The organism is Pelotomaculum schinkii (assembly GCF_004369205.1).
Lineage (GTDB): Bacteria > Bacillota > Desulfotomaculia > Desulfotomaculales > Pelotomaculaceae > Pelotomaculum_C > Pelotomaculum_C schinkii.
The window spans coordinates 910,312-926,709 of sequence record NZ_QFGA01000002.1 but is presented as its reverse complement, the minus strand read 5'-3'; the positions used below and the strand labels follow the sequence as shown (position 1 = coordinate 926,709).

The following is a 16,398-nucleotide window of genomic DNA, read 5'->3' as shown; positions in this document are numbered from 1 at the left end:
AATACATCCCATTAGAGCTTGGTCTTGGAGGCAAAAGGACGGCCGGGATCGCCTTGGCTGTGGCGGCCGCAATTCAGGCTGTAAAATATCAACGGACTGGTGCTTTTATGAGTAAAAGAAAGCTATAAAAATTTTTAGAGCTAATAAATTCAAGATGAAGTATTACCATATGGTGGACAGAAAATATGCATTCATCGCTGAAGAAATTAATCCTGATTTTACTGCCGGTCACAGCCTTTTTATTTTCCTTTGCAATTGGACGTTATGCCATTTCAATCCCGCAGCTCATGTTAACCTTATACGGCCATTATTTTGGCAGCGTAATGGAAACGAATCTGGAAACTGTCGTCTTTAATATCAGGTTGCCGCGTATTTTTGCCGGTATGCTGGTAGGGGCAGCCTTGTCTACAGCAGGGGCGGCCTATCAAGGGATGTTCAAAAATCCTTTGGTCTCCCCGGATATTTTAGGCGCTTCAGCGGGTGCCGGATTTGGAGCTTGCCTGGCGATTTATCTTTCACAATCCGGGTTGATCATTCAGGTTTCGGCCTTTCTTTTCGGACTTGCCGCTGTGTTTTTGGCCTATTTGATCAATGTCAAACTGGATTATGACCCCATACTGGGTCTGGTACTTGGCGGAATCCTCATTAGTACTCTTTTTTCCTCAGGTACAGGGGTATTGAAGTATTTTGCCGATGCCAACGATAAACTCCCGGCCATTACCTTCTGGCTGATGGGGAGTCTATCTTCTGTGAATAAAAGGGATCTCATAATGGTTTTAATCCCTATGTTGATAGGCTTCACCTCCCTTTTTCTTGTCCGGTGGAGATTAAATGTGCTTGCGTTCGGCGAAGAAGAGGCCCGGGCGCTTGGGATTAATACCAAAAAACTCAGGTTAATTGTCATTATCAGTTCGACTTTGGTGACAGCCGCATCAGTCTCCATCTGTGGCATGGTCGGATGGATCGGCCTGGTTATTCCCCACCTGGCCCGTGCCATCGTCGGTCCCAACTATAGAGTTCTCATGCCGGTGACGTTTATCGTCGGCGCAACTTATTTATTGCTGATTGATGATGTGGCCCGCTGCCTTGGTTCAGTCGAGGTCCCCCTGGGTATTCTCACCTCCTTAATCGGTGTGCCCTTCTTTATCTTTATTTTTAAAAAAAATGTAAGGGGATGGAAGTAGTGCTGGAAGTTGAGAGTGTTTCTTATTGCTATGACCAAAGCAGAATACTTCATGAGATCTCTTTCATGGTTGAAGCAGGTGAACTGGTGTGTGTGTTGGGTCCAAACGGCTGTGGCAAGACGACCCTGCTTAAAAATATCCTCGGACTGTTGACCCCTTCTGCCGGTTCCGTCCGGATCGATGGTGAAGACGTGCAAAAATTATCTCCTAAGAAACTGGCTCAAGTGATGGGCTATATTCCGCAAGCGCATACCCCGCCTTTCCCCTATAAGGTTTTCGACGTTGTCCTTATGGGAAGGACGGCTCATTTATCCAGCCTCGCCCTGCCAAATAAAAAAGACGAAGAAATTGCCTATGAGTCTTTAGCCAAACTAAACATTACTCACTTAAAAGATAAAATTTATACCAAGCTCAGCGGTGGGGAAAGACAGCTGGTCCTGATTGCGCGGGCTTTGGCGCAGCAACCAAAAATACTGATTATGGATGAACCCACAATAAGCCTGGATTTTGGTAAGCAGAATGTCGTGCTTGAACATGTGCGACTGCTTTCCCGGAAAGGAATAAGCATCCTGATGGTCACTCATGATCCGGGGCATGCGCTTTTCTGTGCCGATAAAGTGGTAACTCTAAAAAAAGGCAGATTATTAAAGATTGGTCTCCCCCAAGATGTGATTTCTGAAGACTCGATGAGAGATATGTATGATACGGAGGTGAGAATTGGTAAGTTCAAGCTGCCGGATGAGAGAACAATCTGTGTTTGCGTTCCTGTCCCTAAGCCTTCAGAGATTTGTATGAGCGCGTAGCCAAAGTGCTTGCTTGCCATGCATTCAGGGCAACAGCTTAGCTTAACTTTGTTAGAAAATTCTAAAGGGGTGATGTGCGAAATGATAAAGACCAGGAATTTTGCAATTGCTTTTCTGTTCATCCTTTCAGTCATGATCTGTAGCCTTTTTACGGGTTGTGGCGACAAGAGCGTATCCCAGCAATCGACGACACAAACCATTACCGATCATGCCGGAAGGTCGGTAACCATTCCTACCCAAATCAATAAGTGCTATTATACAAGCCCTCTGGGTATGATCATGATCTATTCCCTTGCTCCGGATAAGATGGTTGGATGGTCTATGCAGTTAACGGATAAAGAAAAGAAATACATACCTGACAAATATCACTCTCTTCCCTTCCTGGGTGGATTGCAAATGAACGGTAAGATTAACACCGAAGAACTGCTTAAGGCCAAACCGGATGTCATATTCGCAGTTGGACCCGATGCCCTTACCGATACCACAAAAAGTGACGCGGACAAACTCCAGGAACAGCTTAACATTCCGGTGATTGTTGTGGACGGGGATATCAAGAGTACGGAAAAGGCTTATACTTTTATTGGACAGCTCCTCGGAGTTGGAGACAAGGCTAAAGAACTTGCGTCTTATTGCAATAAGACTATGAATGAGGTTACGGAAGCAACTCAAGCAATACCTGAAGAAAAGAGAGCAAAAGTATATTATGCCGAAGGGCCCAAAGGACTTGCCACAGAGCCTAAGGGCGGAAGCCATGCCCTTGTTCTTGATCTGGTCAATGGAAATAACGTTGCTCAAGTTGAGGCCAAAGGCGGCAGCGGCATGAGCAGTGTATCCATGGAACAAGTCTTAAAATGGAATCCTGATGTCATTTTGGCCTGGGGCGCGGATGCCGGAGGCGCTTATGATCTTATCCGGACAAGCCAGGATTGGGCAAATATCAATGCCGTTAAAAACAATAAAGTATATGAGATACCGAATTACCCGTTCAACTGGTTTGATCGTCCGCCTTCGGTCAACCGGTTCCTGGGCTTGAAATGGCTGGCGGCAACCCTATACCCGGATATTTATAAGGTGGATATGGTCAGCGAAGTAAAGAATTTTTATTCGTTGTTCTATCATGTTGATCTATCGGATGCTGACGCCAGGGAATTGCTGAAGAATTCAGGGCTAACAGTAAATTAACTAGTAATCCATCTTCAAACTTCGATTATTGTCCGACGCTCGGCGCAAGCATGAACCTTGCATGAAAAGAGAGCAGTATTTGGGGGTGTAGATTAATGGAAATGAACGTGCCGGAGTTCGATAAAATCGCCCGGGAGGTGTTTGCTCCGGTTTATCCGGTCCTTGCATCTCAAATTAAAGAAAAATCAGGCAAGGCCAGGGGGACATGCCTGGATATTGGCTGTGGCGGTGGCTATCTGGGCATCGCAATGGCCGGGATTACGGATTTTAAGGTTTATTTGTTTGACCAGTCGCAGGAAATGCTGCAAATAGCCTCCCAAAACATTGTCAGCCGGGGTGTGCAAGACAAGGTGCAGACCCTTTGGGGGGATGTCCAGGAGATCCCCCTGGAAGATGGGTCGATTGACCTGGCCATGAGCCGGGGGTCGGTGTTTTTTTGGAAAGACCACTGCAAGGCTTTCCAGGAAATATACCGGGTGCTCAAGCCGGGTGGTATAGCTTTTATTGGCGGCGGCTTTGGCTCAAATGAACTCAAAGAGCAGGTGGCTGCCGAGATGCGGAGAAGAGACCTGGAATGGCGGGGCAGGACGAAAAATCATAATAGTGATGATAACCTGGCGCGTTATAGAAGCGCATTGCAGCAGTCGGGCATACCCTCCTATGATGCGGCCAGAAATGAAACAGGTTTATGGGTAACCATAAGGAGAGAGGCTAATGCGTTGTAATATTTGTGAAAGGGGCTGCCTGCTGCCGGAAGCGGGTACGGGCGCATGCGGGCTATACAGCAGAATAGGGCGGGAAATCGTAGAGCTGTATCCGGACAGGTACCTGATTATCTGTCCTATTTCCATAGAAACAATGCCTTTATTGCACTTTTATCCGGGAGGAAAATTCCTCCAGATTAGTACGGCTGGCTGTAATTTTAATTGCGATGGCTGTATTTCAGCAGCCATTGTCAAGGAAATGGATCCGGCCAGCCGGGCGTTTCATCATCTGTCCCCGGAGCAGGTCGTGGACGAGGCCGTCAGAAACGATTGTATCGGAATTACCTTTTTAATGAACGACCCCTTGGCGTCCTTTCTAACCTTTATCAATGTTGCTGAAGCTGCCAAAGCGCGCGGCCTTCTGGTTGGCTGTTCCTCCAACGGTTATTTTACCGAAGCATCCTTGGACAAAATCATTAAGCTCCTTGATTTTGTCAATATAGGTGTGAAGGGGATGTCCGGAGAGGCTTATAGCAGATGTGGAGGGGACACGCCGGCGCCGGTTTTGAGGAACATCGAAAGGTTTTACCAGAGCGGTGTGCATGTGGAAGTATCCTGTATTTGCAGCAAGGGGCATAATCAAGAGATCCTTATTCTGGCTGATTACCTGGCAAATATTTCAGCAGATATACCATTGCAGGTGATGAGGTTTATACCTGTGGAGGGAGCCGAACTGGCTTTAGAGGAATCAATACGCAAGGCCGAAGGCCTGCGGGACATGCTCAGAGAAAAACTAAATTATGTGTATTTATTTAATTCCCCCGGGGCCGAATATCTTAACACATTATGTCCCGGCTGCGGTGAGTTGATATTAAAACGGGATTTCTACGGGCCGATGGGGGCAAAACTTAAGCCTGCAGGACTTGGGTTGGGTGAAAAAAATTGCTGCCCGCGATGCGGGCGTGAGTTAAATATTAAGGGATTTGTGGCAAAAAAAGTTTACCAGGAAGGAGATTTTCAGGGGGGATACCCTTTTACCAGGGCTTTGGAAATGATGGAAGCTATACTAATTGCTATGGGGGTAAGGGAGCAACAAAAGGTTGTGCGAATTTGGGAGGATGTGCTTTGCAACAACAACCTGGGTAAATTTCACGATGACATCCGGACTCCCCGGGCATATATCAAAACCATCCGGCATTTTGGCGGCCTTATTGGGTTAGAGGATAAAGCTGAAGCGCTGGCTAAGTATTTGGAAGAAAAATTGTTGCTCATTGAGAGCGGCCTGCGTACAGTAGACAGGAAACCACGGGTGTATTACGCCATGGGAAAACCCAATTTTTGCATCAAGGGAGGCCGCCTGGAAAACCAGCTGGTAGAAACGGCAGGCGGTACCAGTGTCAACAGGGAAATAGACTGCGAAGGGCGACCGGGCATGTCGATTACCCTTGAGCAGCTGGAAGCGCTCAATCCTGAAATTATTTTCATCTCGTCTTTTATGTCTTCACCGGTTGATGATTTTTACGAAGAATGCCTCAAAGCCTGCTTAGATGTGGAGGCAGTAAAGAATAAAAGGATATATAATTTACCGGCGCCCTGCTGGGACTTCGGCAGCCCCCGGTGGGTGCTGGGCCTGATGTTTATAGCCAACATCATCCATCCCGGCATATTTCATTTTGATGTGCTTGCTGAAGCGAAGGTGTTCTATGATAAGTTTTACGGAATGGAGTTTTCATTGTCTGATACCAACCTCTCCTTTGGCAAGCCCAGCTGCAGCTTTAAGTGGGACACACAACCGGAGATGTTAAAAAAGGGGGGCGAGACTTGCCGGCAAACATTGTCCTTAAGCCCATCGGCATTGTGATATCCCGTTATTCTGATCCCAAGCGGCCTTCTGATACGCATGAAAAAGCTGCAATAGAGATCTACCCGGAATATGAGGAAGCGCTCCTGAGGATTAGAGAACACTCGCACTTTTGGATCTTGAGCTGGTTTCACCTAATGGATCGCCGCGCTCTGACCGCCGCCCCCTGCAGGTTAAATCATCACCTGCCGGAGTACGGTGTTTTCGGGCTCCGCTCGCCGGCGCGCCCCAACCCTATTGGCCTGAGCCTGGTAACACTGGACCGGGTGGAGGGAAGGCGACTATATGTCACTGGATTAGACGCGGTGGACGGGACACCGGTGCTGGATATCAAGCCGTACTTCGAAGATGACATTATCTTTTCACCGCGCACGCCCCATATTTATCCGTTAAATAGGGAGATGCACAGGAGCATATTATTGAAACAGGCCCTGGCGCACCACCAGGAGGAATGTATTGATCTCCTGCTGGCAGTGCGCATGTCCCTGATTGCAACAGAGCGGCTGGGGCAACTGAATTCTCCTGACCTCTATGTTACGGTGGAAGGATCGCCTTGCCTGGCCGACACCATCCAGGGGCTGTCCAGAGCCAGACTGGCTAACCCGCCCCGCTTTACATACCGCCCGGACGCATCACTAGGACGCACGACCTGGCGCCGCGGGGGAAAAGTTCTGATTATTACAGCGCGGCAGCTGCTGGAGAAGGGAGATTTCTTGGCGCTTTCCGATGCGGATATCCTGGAAGTAAAAGAAAGGAAGGATTGAGTAGCATGCGCACTTTGGCAGAGGATATACAAGTGGCAGTTGATTACCATGGACATGTCTGTTCAGGAATCGTACTGGGCGTAAGGATGGCCCACCTGGCCCTTGACAGGCTGAAAATTGACAACCCGTTGGAATATAGGGACTTAATTGTTTATGTCGAGGTTGACCGCTGTGTCAGTGATGCTGTTTACGCGGTAACAGGCTGTACTCTGGGAAGGAGGCGCATGAAATGGGTTGACTACGGCAAGATGGCGGCCACTTTTTATGATTTGGCCACAAAACAGGGCGTAAGGGTGGTTGTTACCGGCAGTAATTTTCCGCCGCCCGGAGAAGATCCTTTGTTGTTTTGGAGGGACATACCGGATTCGGATGTTTTTACTGTGCAGGATGTATCTATGGATATACCGAAGGAAGATTTGCCCGGTAAGCCCCTCCTGAAGATCGAGTGCGAGAACTGTCGTGAGCGTATTATGGACGGAAGAGAAAAAAAGGTTAAGGGCAGGGTGCTGTGTCGCGCTTGTGCCGGGGAGGCCTATTATAAGCGGATATAAAGTGTCAGATTGGAGAATTTGCAATGTGGGAAATCTATGACGAGTTAATTGCGGCAGTGCCGGAAGATCTGGTGGCAACTGAATGTATGATCGGCCTGTATTGGACCTTGGTCCGCTCCGGAGGGGTGGGAGTGTCGCTGACCATGCGCAAGGAGCCCGGTCGCCTGAACCTTGGTAAAATTACCGGTGTTTCCCTCCGTGAGCTGGCGTCAAATATAAAATCCTGGAACAACTTGAGGGCGATGGTTGGCTTAGCGGCAATCAATGCGGCGTTCAATACGCCCGAGCAACTCGCCAAGCTGCTTGGTCATCCTTTGACCTTTCAAGAACATGCTAACGCTTTTTCCCACTACATAGAGCAGGTGCGGGGCAAAAAAGTGGCCGTGGTCGGACACTTCCCCGGCTTGGAAGAGCTGGCCAAGGTGTCTCAGTTTTCTATTTTGGAACGCAACCCAAACCCCGGTGACTTTCCGGATCCAGCCTGTGAATATCTGTTGGGTGAACAGGACTTTGTCTTTATTACCGCCACATCTCTTATCAACAAGACCCTGCCCCGCCTGCTGGAGTTAAGCCGCGGGGCCGTGACCGTGTTGGTGGGTCCCAGTACGCCATTGTCGCCGATCTTCTTCAAGTACGGTGTTGAAACGCTAGCCGGGTTGGTTGTAGTTGAGCCTTCCGGGTTTTGGCGCACCGTGCAGGAAGGCGGTAGGATGGAGATATTTAATAACGGCGGTCAAATGGTCAGGATCAGTAGAAACGACGTGCTGTAGCAGTCCGCTTGCGAGTTAAATAACGGGCAATCATAATCATAAGTAATGTCATATTCTTCCGGGAAGCATGAAATTCCAGTACATATAAGGCAATACATACCGGTCAAGTAAAAACATGCTGTATCTCTCTTTTGCCTGGTTAAAAGGAAAGGTCTCCAGCGGCTTTTTATCATAGTCATACTCCAGGAGCACAACTTTGCCATAGCCGGTTGTAATGGGGCAGGAAGTATAGCCGTTGTAGCTTGCGCCGGGTTGCCCGGAAGAGAGTAAGCGGATTAAGTTTTCGGCAACCACCTTGGCTTGTCGCCGGGCCGCCGCCCCCGTCTTTGGGGTGGGCAAATCCGCAGCGTCACCCAGGGCAAAAATGTTTTTGTAGCGTTGATGTTGCAGCGTGTACGGGTTAACGTCAACCAACCCGTTTTTTTGTGTCAGCCGGCTTTTTTTCAAGAATACCGGGGCCTGAAAGCAGGGTGTTACATGTAACAAGTCATATTTGATTGTTTCTTTACTTCCCGTAACCAGGGATTTGAAAACTGCCTCTTTTTTGTCAGGACGAACTTCCTCCAAGTCATGCTTAAAGAAAATCTTGATATTTTTTCTTTCTATGACTTTTTTGAGAGTACTTTCATACTTTTTTATTTCACAGAGCTTATCCTTGGCAGTAAAAAAAATGACGTTGGTATCCTTGCGTACACCGGTTTTGTGAAAATATTCCTCCGCCAGGTACATTATTTTTTGCGGAGCCGAGGGGCATTTTAGCGGGGTGGCGGGCAGAGTAAAAACAGCGGCGCCGCCCGGAAAATTTTTTATTGATTGCCAGGTTTGATCCAGCTGTTCATAGGAATATATGCTTACAACGCCATCTTTGCCGATAGAACCCTCCAACCCCTTAACCCCGGCCCAATCGACTGTTATACCCGGGGCAAGCGCCAGGTAATCATAAAAGATTCTCTTGCCCTGGCTGGTAATTACATAATTTTCATCGGGATTACACAATTCTGCCGCTTCCTGCAGGAAAAGAACCCCGTTGGGGATCAGTGATTTTTCGCTCCTGGCCGACTTTTCTTTTGCCATAATTCCGGAACTGGCAAACAGCCATGCTGGTTGGTAATAGTGTTTGTCGGCGGAGTCGAGCAGGACAATACTGGCCGCAGGCAGCTTTTTGATTAATTTTGAGGCTACTATGAGGCCGGCTGTACCGCCGCCTATCATTAGAATTTGGCAGTGTTGATGTGGCAGCATATAACACCCTCGTTTAGACAAATTTTTAATACAGTGACAATAAGTGTTATTGCTTCTAATAATTAATATGATAATCCTGCTGCCTGAATAAAAACATTTAGATACTCAATTCGACAATTATTGCACGTCGTGACAAAGCTTAATTGAAGGATGAAAACATAAGTAAAAAGGCAGGCTTGAAGCCTGCCCTTTGATCTATCTTTGTTAATACGAAAAATGTCGGTGCGAATACATTCGCACAAGACCCCAAGGGAATGCAACGAATCCCTTGTGATTAATAATCATGGTTCATATGATACCGGTCAAATGGTTTTTTGCATTAAATGAACGCTGAAGTCCCGGTTGAATTTTCTACCTATGTTATACAGTGTGCCGGAATGCTGGAAACCATTCCGGTGATGAAAGTTTAAACTATTTTCATTCAGTGAGGATATGCATGCCAGGATCGAATCAATACCAATCTTTTGGGCCTCTACAGATAAGTATTCCAGCATTGAACGGCCGATCCCTTTCCCGGTATGTTCGGGTTTAATAAAATAAGTTACTTCAGCAACCCTTTTAAAGACCGGCATTGGATGATAGGGACGCAGCAAGGCAAAACCAATAACCTCCCCATCCTCAGTTTCAGCAACAATTGCTGGATAACCGGCAGTAGCATTGAGGAGCATGTCAAAGTAATTATAACTTAGTTTTTGTTCGGGAAAAGCTGCAAAACTGTTTTCAATGTAGTAATTAAAAATATCGATAACAGGCTTCCTATATTCATCATTGAGCGGAGCAAAAGAATATGACATTTATAATCCCCCAATCCTCGTTATTTTTCCTGTGAAACTTTTATAGCGCAGGCCGCGTCAAACCCCAGTTGAAAGGCCCGCTCATTCATTTCCAAAGCTCTTTCAGGCACTACGGTGTTAATGACGGAGGTAAAGGTCGCCGGTGACAGCGGCAGGTAGCCGGAACCGGCCAGGGCGCCGACCATCACAATATTCTGGACCACGGGATCTCCGGCTAAAGCTGCCAGCTCACTGCTCTCAATGAGTAAAACCTGCGCGGACATATCTTTTAAGGTCTTAATCAACTCATCAGGGTCAGGATAAGCATGCCCGCCGGTCAGGACACCCACCGGGTAAACCGGGCGCGGGTTTAAAATGATCTTTGTACCCGGGTGGCCCAGCGCGGCCGCGGACCGGGCCGCTTCCACCGGTTCAAAACCCACGATGATATCAGCGTGGCCGGCCGGTATTACCGCGCCGTATTGGAATTCCTGCGAGAGACGGATGTGGCTGGATACCGCTCCGCCGCGCTGGGACAGCCCGTAAGATTCACCCACTGTAACTTTGAAGCCTTCAGCCGCAGCGGCCTTGGCCAGAATTTCCGAAACCAGGATGTTCCCCTGACCGCCCACGCCTGTGATCACAATATTTAACGGGTCTTTCACCTAATCCACCTCCTCGACGGCAATTGCTCCGGCAGGGCAGAGTTTAGCGCACACGCCGCACCCCGCGCACACCGCTTCATCTATTTTGGCCTTGCCGGCCGCGGTGTCCCAGATGTTCCCCGGGCAGCCCCAGACGCTAGTGCAGAAGCGGCCGCAGCCGCAGGACTCGCCCCGGCACCGCTCCGGGTCCACGGTAACACGCCGTTTTTTCCGTTCCCTGCGGTACGCCACCAGGGCACAAAGCTGCCGTAAAATCAGCACCTTTACACCGGGCAGGCGGTTCATGGCAAAAATCTTCCCTGCCGTTTCTTCTATATTAAAAGGATCGCTTACATCCACCGCGATGCCGAGACCCCGTACCACTTCCTCAATGGACAGGGCTTCCGCGGCATCGCCGGCGGCGTTGAAGCCCGTGCCCGGGTGGGGCTGGTGTCCGGTCATGGCGGTCGCTCCGTTGTCCAGAACGATGCAAAGGAATTCGGAGCCGTTGTAGCGGGCGTTGATCAGGCCGGGGATGACGGCGTGGTAGAAGGTGGAGTCACCTACCACCGCGATCGCGGGCCTGTTGAAACCGAACTTCTTCAGCTTGCCCAAACCGCAGGCGATACCGGGTCCTGCGCCCATGCAGTGGAGGGTGTCGAACAGCTCAAACCCGGTGGTGAAAGCGCCCAGACTGTAGCAGCCGATATCTCCATTGATAATGCCGTCCCGTCCGTCCACAGCCACCGCGGTCTTGATTGCCCAGAAGGACGCCCGGTGCGGGCAGCCGGGACACATGGCGAAGTCTCTGGGCGGGATCTTTTCTACCAGTTGGTCCAGCAGTTTAGCCGGGTAGCCTGGTTTGGGGTACTCGACCCCTGTTATTTTGGCCAGCGCTTCAAGGAGAATGTCCGTATTCATCTCGCCGCAGGCAGGGCCGCGCACACCGGCCACCTCACCGGACAGCTTGCCGTGAAAGGTGATGTTCCCCAGGTCAGCCGCTTTTCTTGCATATAAAAGCAGGACGCTTTCTTCCAGTACCGGGCGTACTTCTTCAGCAAAGATGACCTGCCCGGCGCCCCGTAAATGGGACAGGATGAAGTTTTCAGGCAAGGGGTAGGTGGTACCCACCCTGACCAATTTCACTTCCCCGGTTAAGTTCAGCAGTTTGAGCGTTTCCCGCGCGTAAAGATAACTGGAGCCGCAGCAAAATAGCACAGTCTTCGCTTCTTGCGGCCCTTCAAAAAAGTTGAAGGGGCTTGTTTCGTATATATCGGCGGCGAACTGCAGCCTGTCCCTGGCCTTCATATGAAATATGGAGAAGGTCTGAAATCGCTGCCCCGGTGGAATTTCTGCCGTTTTTTGAGTTCCTTCGATTTCTTTGAGTTCCACGATGCCGCGGGAATGGGACACCCTGGTAACCGAGCGCAAGATAACCGGCCCGCCAGTCTCTTCGGAAAGAGCAAAAGCCCAAGCGGCCATAACCCTGGCCTCATCCGGGGTGGAGGGTTCAAGCACCGGTATCTGGGCGGCCCTGGCGAGGTTGCGGGAATCGTGTTCTTTAAGGCTGGAGTGCGCCGCGGGATCGTCGGCCACCACCAGGACCAGGCCGCCCTTGCAGCCGGCGAGGTTCATGCTGGTGAGAAAATCCAGGGCCACGTTCAGGCCGTCCGACTTCATGGTGCAGACTGCCCTTAAGCCCGTAAAAGAAGCTGCCGCCGCCCCTTCCAGGGCTACGATTTCGTTGGTCGACCACTCCGCGTAAAGGTCAAAGGCGGCTATCGCCTTGCCCAGTGTTTCCGTGATCTCTGAGGAAGGAGAGCCGGGGTAAGAAGAAGCATAGCGAACCCCCGCTTCCAGGCACCCCCGGGCGATGGCGTCGTTGCCGTTGATGAGGACCTTATCACCCGGATTTCCGTAAACAACGTCTTTCCAGCTCATTCTTCCCCGCCTCCCTTGATAAAGCTCTCTTTTTCCCAGTCTGGAATACCAATATAGGTTGAGTCGGGGCGCTCCAGCACCCTTTTCTTCTTTTGAAAAACCGCCCGGCGGAGTACCGGCAGGCGATCATGCGGGTAAGGCTGCAGCTCGATGATGCCGGCTTTGTTTGCATCTGCCACCAGCTGCCGTCCCCTATTGGAACGAACTACCAAAGTGTTCCAACCGGGGTATTGCTCAGTGGAACCTACCGATACGTCAGCCAGTTCAGATAGAGGGTCGTAGCAGGCCAGGCAGGTGTCCTTGATCAAGGGACGGATTTCTTCCAGCGGCAGGGTAATTTGGCTGCCGTCCTCCTGCAGGAAATTAACACCGTCCCTGGGTATGTCCATGCGGCTGCAGTTAGACAGTCCTTTTTCTTGCAGAAAAGAATAAAGCTCTGCAGACAGGGACCAGAAGCAAAACAGCCCGATAACCAGGGCGATATTCTGCCCGCTTATTTCCTTTACCTGCTGCATTTTGCGGCTGGCGGTGACCTGACAGGGCCGCCCGACTATCCCGACGCGCTGGAAACCGTTTTTGACAGCTTCCTGAAAAAGGCTTAAGGTAGGTACGGCGGTATATTTTGATCCTGCCATCTCAAAAATATCCTGCGAGGTTGAACAAAGAAAAGGCCGCGCGCCGGAGGGGCCACCGCCTGCCATCAGGGCGCTGTCGATAAGTCCCTGCTGCATAGCGAAAAGGGAAAGGGCTGTTACAACACCGCCATACTGGCCTTGAGCCCGGATTTTTTCGCTTTCAGCCCTGGCAAAGTAAAGGGAGGTGTGGGTACCCAAAACCGGGTCAAAGTCCTCAGCGCCAAAAACGCTTTGCCTTAAACCCTCATAATCTGTAAAACTGCGCGGGCACAACCGGTAACAAACCCCGTCGCAGATATTGCAGTCATGGATGACTGCCACCTGTTCCCCGAAAGTCTTGATGTACGGGCAGTAGCCTACGCACGCGCCGCAAACGGTGCAAAGCCTCCGCTCAAGCACTTTCTTTTGCAGCCCGGCCGCCCCGTTGTATTCCACTTTAGAAATCTCCATTTTTAACCCCCGGACAGAAAAAAGAGTTTTGTCAATATATGATGTGATATGTAAATAATTTTCTGTAAACCCGGGTAAAGTCCTTTAATCAAAAAATAAAGAAAAATCTGAAACATCTGCCGGGTTAAGGAATATTACGTGGATATTCAGGAGGTTTTCAGGATATTTTCAACTTATTAATCTAAGATAATTACAAGAGCTCAAATAATGCTTTGTAATTTAATAATAGAAGGGGTGTCTGGTTTTGGGTCAAAGAGTTTGATAATTAACGATAAATCATTAAAACGAAGATTGATCAGGTATGCCTTATCCAAACACGGCTACGAGATCGTTGGGGAAATCCGCAAAGGTTATGAAGCTGTTTCGCTATATAATGAGTGCCGGCCTGATTTGGTCGCCATAGATATCAGCATGCATCAATATTACCAGGGGGCAATGGTAATTTTCCTGATTGATTCCAAAGCCAGAAATATTATTTTGGAAGACACTAAAAATCAGGATTTAAATATCAAAGTTTTAGAACCTGGGGAAATGGACTATGAAGTTAAACCGCCTGATGATAATCAATTTCTTGAGGCAATATAAACACCACCTTATTAATAAAGATAAAACAAATCTTTAATAATGATTTAACACCGATTAATTAAAATGTGACTCATAGGGGGTGCTCGTATTGCGAATTGCCGTGATCTCTGACATCCATGGGAATATAGCAGCGTTGCAGGCAGTTTTGAAACATATAAGCAGAAAAGAGGTGGAAATGATCTACTGCGCCGGGGACCTGGTCGGCTATGCGCCTTTCCCGAACGAAGTGATCGACTTGCTTAAAGAAAACAAAATACCGGTGGTGATGGGAAACTATGACGATGCTATAGGAAACCGGCGCTTTATCTGCGGCTGTGATTATAAGGATGAGCAGGCCCGGGCTCTTGGTGAAGAATCCATCGTCTGGACCAGGGAAAATGTGACGGAAGAAAACGAGGAATATCTCCGCAATCTACCGGCTGAGATTTGTTTCCGGGCGGGGGAGTTTGAAGTAATGATAGTACACGGCAGCCCGCTGCAGTTAAATGAGTACCTTGACGAAGGAACCAAACCTGATTACCTGATGGAACTGTTGAATATATTTCACCGTGACGTGCTTATCTGCGGGCACACCCACGTCCCGTATCACAAGGTTCTCAACCCCGGTAAACACGTGATCAACGCGGGAAGCGTAGGGAAGCCGAAACACGGCGATCCCCATGCTTCTTACGTTATCATTGAATTTGGAAATAATGTGGAAGTGTGCATCCAAAAAGTGGCTTACGATGTGGAAAGCATGGCGATGGCTGTGGAGATATCCGGTTTGCCAAAAGAATTTGCTGAGATGCTTCGCTCTGGGGCGGTTTGATTTTGCGAAAAACAAGAAATTAAGCATAGGCGGCGCTTAACCTTGACAAACATGCCTCAATAAAATAATATGTGCATATACATATATTTTTTTGGAGTGTTAACAATGTCTCGTTCGAATCTATCTGGTATGCGGCGCTGCGCTTGCGGCAATTTAAGAAGGACGACGAGGGCGATCACCCAGTTTTATGATCAACTTCTTCAGCCATGTGGTTTACGCAGCACCCAAATTTCGTTGCTCCTCAATATTTCATTGCATGGCAATATTTCGGTCGGCGAGCTTGGATCTATATTGCTCATGGACCAAACCACGGTGACGCGAAATATCGAAATATTGAGGAAGCTGGGATACGTTAATGTTACAAAAGAAGATAATGACGCGAGGAAAAAGTCCATCTCAATAACAGAGAGCGGCGCAAGAAAGCTTGTAGAGGCTGAGCCATTGTGGGAACAAGCCCAATCGCGAATTGAGCAGGGATTGGGTTCCGAACGATACCGTGATTTCTTAAAAATGCTAAAAGATGTTGCACAATTATTGCAATAACTTTTTTAACTAAATATATGTATATGCATATGCATATAGAATAGAGCTGCTTTGTAAGCGGCTCGTACGCTGACGAGTTTGAGTTCTTGCCCCGTTGGGCTGCGTTCAGATATAGTATACCAATAAGAAGAACCGGAGTGACAACGTTGCTTTTACAAACCATAAAAGAGAAGCTTGACGATTATGTCTTGAACAGTCCCCAGAATATCGTCAATGAGCTTGAAACGATGCGCATATATGATCAGCCTTTGGTTGGCGTGGCCGGCGTTGAGGATGCGCTTTGGAAAAAGCTCAAGGATACGGATGTGGTTGGGCCCCAGCACTTGTCTCCACAAGAATGGCTGGTTGGAGCCAAATCGGTTGTCTCTTACTTTCTGCCGTACACGCAACGTATTCGCCGGTCGAATTGCTCCGAGGGTTTCCCTTCTACCGAGTGGCTTTACGGGCGATACGAAGGTGAAATGTTTAACAATGCTCTATGCAGTTTTGTTGTGGATTTGATTAAAAAAGCGGGCGGCCGCGCAATAGCTCCGTCGATTGATAAACGCTTGACGGTGGTCAATCGGCGGAGTAACTGGTCAGAACGGCACGTCGCCTTCATTGCCGGCCTCGGTACGTTCAGTCTGAACCGTTCGATGATTACGAGCTTGGGATCTGCCGGACGCTTTGGCAGTGTGATCGTAGACTTTGAATTGGAACCAACACAGCGTTTGTACAAAGAGTTTGATGAATATTGTACCAAATGCGGCGTTTGTATTGACCGCTGTCCGCCTCAGGCCATAAGTGAAAAAGGTAAGGATAATGGAATCTGTTCGCATTTTCTTGATGAAGTGCGTGAGCGGTATAAACCCAGATATGGATGCGGCAAATGTCAGACCTCAGTGCCTTGTGAAGATAAGAATCCGAAGGAGAAAGTCTATGAAAGTATGATGGCAGTCAAATAAACGAAGTACATATT

At 48.9% G+C, this 16,398-nt stretch carries 17 protein-coding genes; 12 read left to right on the top strand and 5 right to left on the bottom strand.

The genetic code is table 11. The features are described 5' to 3' along the window. The first annotated feature begins 185 nt into the window (after nt 1-185). From Psch_RS15290 to Psch_RS15255, 8 genes are all read left to right on the top strand, one after another. Nucleotides 186-1,184, top strand: a complete 999-nt coding sequence (locus tag Psch_RS15290) for a FecCD family ABC transporter permease (RefSeq protein WP_190258683.1) — start codon at nt 186-188, stop codon at nt 1,182-1,184. Further along, on the top strand, nt 1,184-1,987 hold the full coding sequence (locus Psch_RS15285; protein WP_427910107.1) for an ABC transporter ATP-binding protein: 804 nt from the start codon (nt 1,184-1,186) through the stop codon (nt 1,985-1,987). Before Psch_RS15290 ends, Psch_RS15285 begins: the two co-directional genes overlap by 1 nt. Before the next feature lie 81 nt (nt 1,988-2,068). Further along, entirely contained in the window at nt 2,069-3,169 is a 1,101-nt protein-coding gene (locus Psch_RS15280) for an ABC transporter substrate-binding protein (RefSeq protein WP_206663782.1), read from the top strand. Nucleotides 3,170-3,264: 95 nt separating this feature from the next. Then, the gene (locus Psch_RS15275; RefSeq protein ID WP_243124145.1) at nt 3,265-3,894 is read left to right on the top strand and encodes a class I SAM-dependent methyltransferase; all 630 of its coding nucleotides are present in this window, start codon (nt 3,265-3,267) and stop codon (nt 3,892-3,894) included. Further along, nucleotides 3,884-5,734 carry a radical SAM protein gene (locus Psch_RS15270; RefSeq protein WP_190258680.1) on the top strand — a complete coding sequence of 617 codons (1,851 nt, stop codon included), beginning with the start codon at nt 3,884-3,886 and terminating at the stop codon, nt 5,732-5,734. Before Psch_RS15275 ends, Psch_RS15270 begins: the two co-directional genes overlap by 11 nt. Next, entirely contained in the window at nt 5,695-6,498 is an 804-nt protein-coding gene (gene tsaA / locus Psch_RS15265; RefSeq protein WP_190258679.1) for a tRNA (N6-threonylcarbamoyladenosine(37)-N6)-methyltransferase TrmO, read from the top strand. Before Psch_RS15270 ends, tsaA begins: the two co-directional genes overlap by 40 nt. A gap of 5 nt (nt 6,499-6,503) precedes the next feature. Further along, complete coding sequence (locus Psch_RS15260; protein WP_190258678.1) at nt 6,504-7,049, top strand: FmdE family protein; 546 nt, start codon at nt 6,504-6,506, stop codon at nt 7,047-7,049. Nucleotides 7,050-7,072: 23 nt separating this feature from the next. After that, the gene (locus Psch_RS15255; protein WP_190258677.1) at nt 7,073-7,819 is read left to right on the top strand and encodes a DUF364 domain-containing protein; all 747 of its coding nucleotides are present in this window, start codon (nt 7,073-7,075) and stop codon (nt 7,817-7,819) included. A gap of 48 nt (nt 7,820-7,867) precedes the next feature. Here Psch_RS15255 and Psch_RS15250 read toward each other — a convergent pair whose 3' ends face one another. The 5 genes from Psch_RS15250 to Psch_RS15230 all read right to left on the bottom strand — a co-directional run bounded on the left by Psch_RS15250 (nt 7,868) and on the right by Psch_RS15230 (nt 13,504). Beyond that, the gene (locus Psch_RS15250) at nt 7,868-9,061 is read right to left on the bottom strand and encodes an NAD(P)/FAD-dependent oxidoreductase (protein ID WP_190258676.1); all 1,194 of its coding nucleotides are present in this window, start codon (nt 9,059-9,061) and stop codon (nt 7,868-7,870) included. 302 nt (nt 9,062-9,363) lie between these two features. Then, on the bottom strand, nt 9,364-9,855 hold the full coding sequence (locus Psch_RS15245; protein ID WP_190258675.1) for a GNAT family N-acetyltransferase: 492 nt from the start codon (nt 9,853-9,855) through the stop codon (nt 9,364-9,366). Nucleotides 9,856-9,875: 20 nt separating this feature from the next. Further along, complete coding sequence (locus Psch_RS15240; protein ID WP_190258674.1) at nt 9,876-10,499, bottom strand: indolepyruvate oxidoreductase subunit beta; 624 nt, start codon at nt 10,497-10,499, stop codon at nt 9,876-9,878. After that, a complete protein-coding gene (locus tag Psch_RS15235; protein WP_190258673.1) occupies nt 10,500-12,419 on the bottom strand; it encodes a thiamine pyrophosphate-dependent enzyme in 1,920 nt (639 codons plus the stop codon). It lies immediately after the preceding gene. Continuing rightward, nucleotides 12,416-13,504 carry a Coenzyme F420 hydrogenase/dehydrogenase, beta subunit C-terminal domain gene (locus tag Psch_RS15230; RefSeq protein ID WP_190258672.1) on the bottom strand — a complete coding sequence of 363 codons (1,089 nt, stop codon included), beginning with the start codon at nt 13,502-13,504 and terminating at the stop codon, nt 12,416-12,418. Before Psch_RS15230 ends, Psch_RS15235 begins: the two co-directional genes overlap by 4 nt. Before the next feature lie 207 nt (nt 13,505-13,711). On the opposite strand from Psch_RS15230, the gene Psch_RS15225 reads away from it, so the two are divergent. From Psch_RS15225 to Psch_RS15210, 4 genes are all read left to right on the top strand, one after another. After that, a complete protein-coding gene (locus tag Psch_RS15225) occupies nt 13,712-14,089 on the top strand; it encodes a response regulator (protein WP_190258671.1) in 378 nt (125 codons plus the stop codon). Nucleotides 14,090-14,177: 88 nt separating this feature from the next. After that, nucleotides 14,178-14,897, top strand: a complete 720-nt coding sequence (locus Psch_RS15220) for a metallophosphoesterase family protein (RefSeq protein ID WP_134218187.1) — start codon at nt 14,178-14,180, stop codon at nt 14,895-14,897. Nucleotides 14,898-15,002: 105 nt separating this feature from the next. Beyond that, entirely contained in the window at nt 15,003-15,440 is a 438-nt protein-coding gene (locus Psch_RS15215; RefSeq protein WP_190258670.1) for a MarR family winged helix-turn-helix transcriptional regulator, read from the top strand. A 146-nt stretch (nt 15,441-15,586) separates the two neighbouring features. Further along, nucleotides 15,587-16,384 (top strand): 4Fe-4S binding protein, encoded by a 798-nt coding sequence (locus Psch_RS15210; RefSeq protein WP_243124144.1) that lies wholly within the window; start codon nt 15,587-15,589, stop codon nt 16,382-16,384. Nucleotides 16,385-16,398 lie beyond the last annotated feature (14 nt).

What these genes read in the sequence shown, in the direction of transcription:
- Psch_RS15290 (WP_190258683.1), top strand. Translation starts at nt 186, where the DNA reads ATGCATTCATCGCTGAAGAAATTAATCCTGATTTTACTGCCGGTCACA.
- Psch_RS15280 (WP_206663782.1), top strand. Translation starts at nt 2,069, where the DNA reads ATGATAAAGACCAGGAATTTTGCAATTGCTTTTCTGTTCATCCTTTCA.
- Psch_RS15275 (WP_243124145.1), top strand. Translation starts at nt 3,265, where the DNA reads ATGGAAATGAACGTGCCGGAGTTCGATAAAATCGCCCGGGAGGTGTTT.
- Psch_RS15270 (WP_190258680.1), top strand. Translation starts at nt 3,884, where the DNA reads ATGCGTTGTAATATTTGTGAAAGGGGCTGCCTGCTGCCGGAAGCGGGT.
- Psch_RS15260 (WP_190258678.1), top strand. Translation starts at nt 6,504, where the DNA reads ATGCGCACTTTGGCAGAGGATATACAAGTGGCAGTTGATTACCATGGA.
- Psch_RS15255 (WP_190258677.1), top strand. Translation starts at nt 7,073, where the DNA reads ATGTGGGAAATCTATGACGAGTTAATTGCGGCAGTGCCGGAAGATCTG.
- Psch_RS15250 (WP_190258676.1), bottom strand. Translation starts at nt 9,061, where the DNA reads ATGCTGCCACATCAACACTGCCAAATTCTAATGATAGGCGGCGGTACA.
- Psch_RS15245 (WP_190258675.1), bottom strand. Translation starts at nt 9,855, where the DNA reads ATGTCATATTCTTTTGCTCCGCTCAATGATGAATATAGGAAGCCTGTT.
- Psch_RS15235 (WP_190258673.1), bottom strand. Translation starts at nt 12,419, where the DNA reads ATGAGCTGGAAAGACGTTGTTTACGGAAATCCGGGTGATAAGGTCCTC.
- Psch_RS15230 (WP_190258672.1), bottom strand. Translation starts at nt 13,504, where the DNA reads ATGGAGATTTCTAAAGTGGAATACAACGGGGCGGCCGGGCTGCAAAAG.
- Psch_RS15225 (WP_190258671.1), top strand. Translation starts at nt 13,712, where the DNA reads ATGCTTTGTAATTTAATAATAGAAGGGGTGTCTGGTTTTGGGTCAAAG.
- Psch_RS15215 (WP_190258670.1), top strand. Translation starts at nt 15,003, where the DNA reads ATGTCTCGTTCGAATCTATCTGGTATGCGGCGCTGCGCTTGCGGCAAT.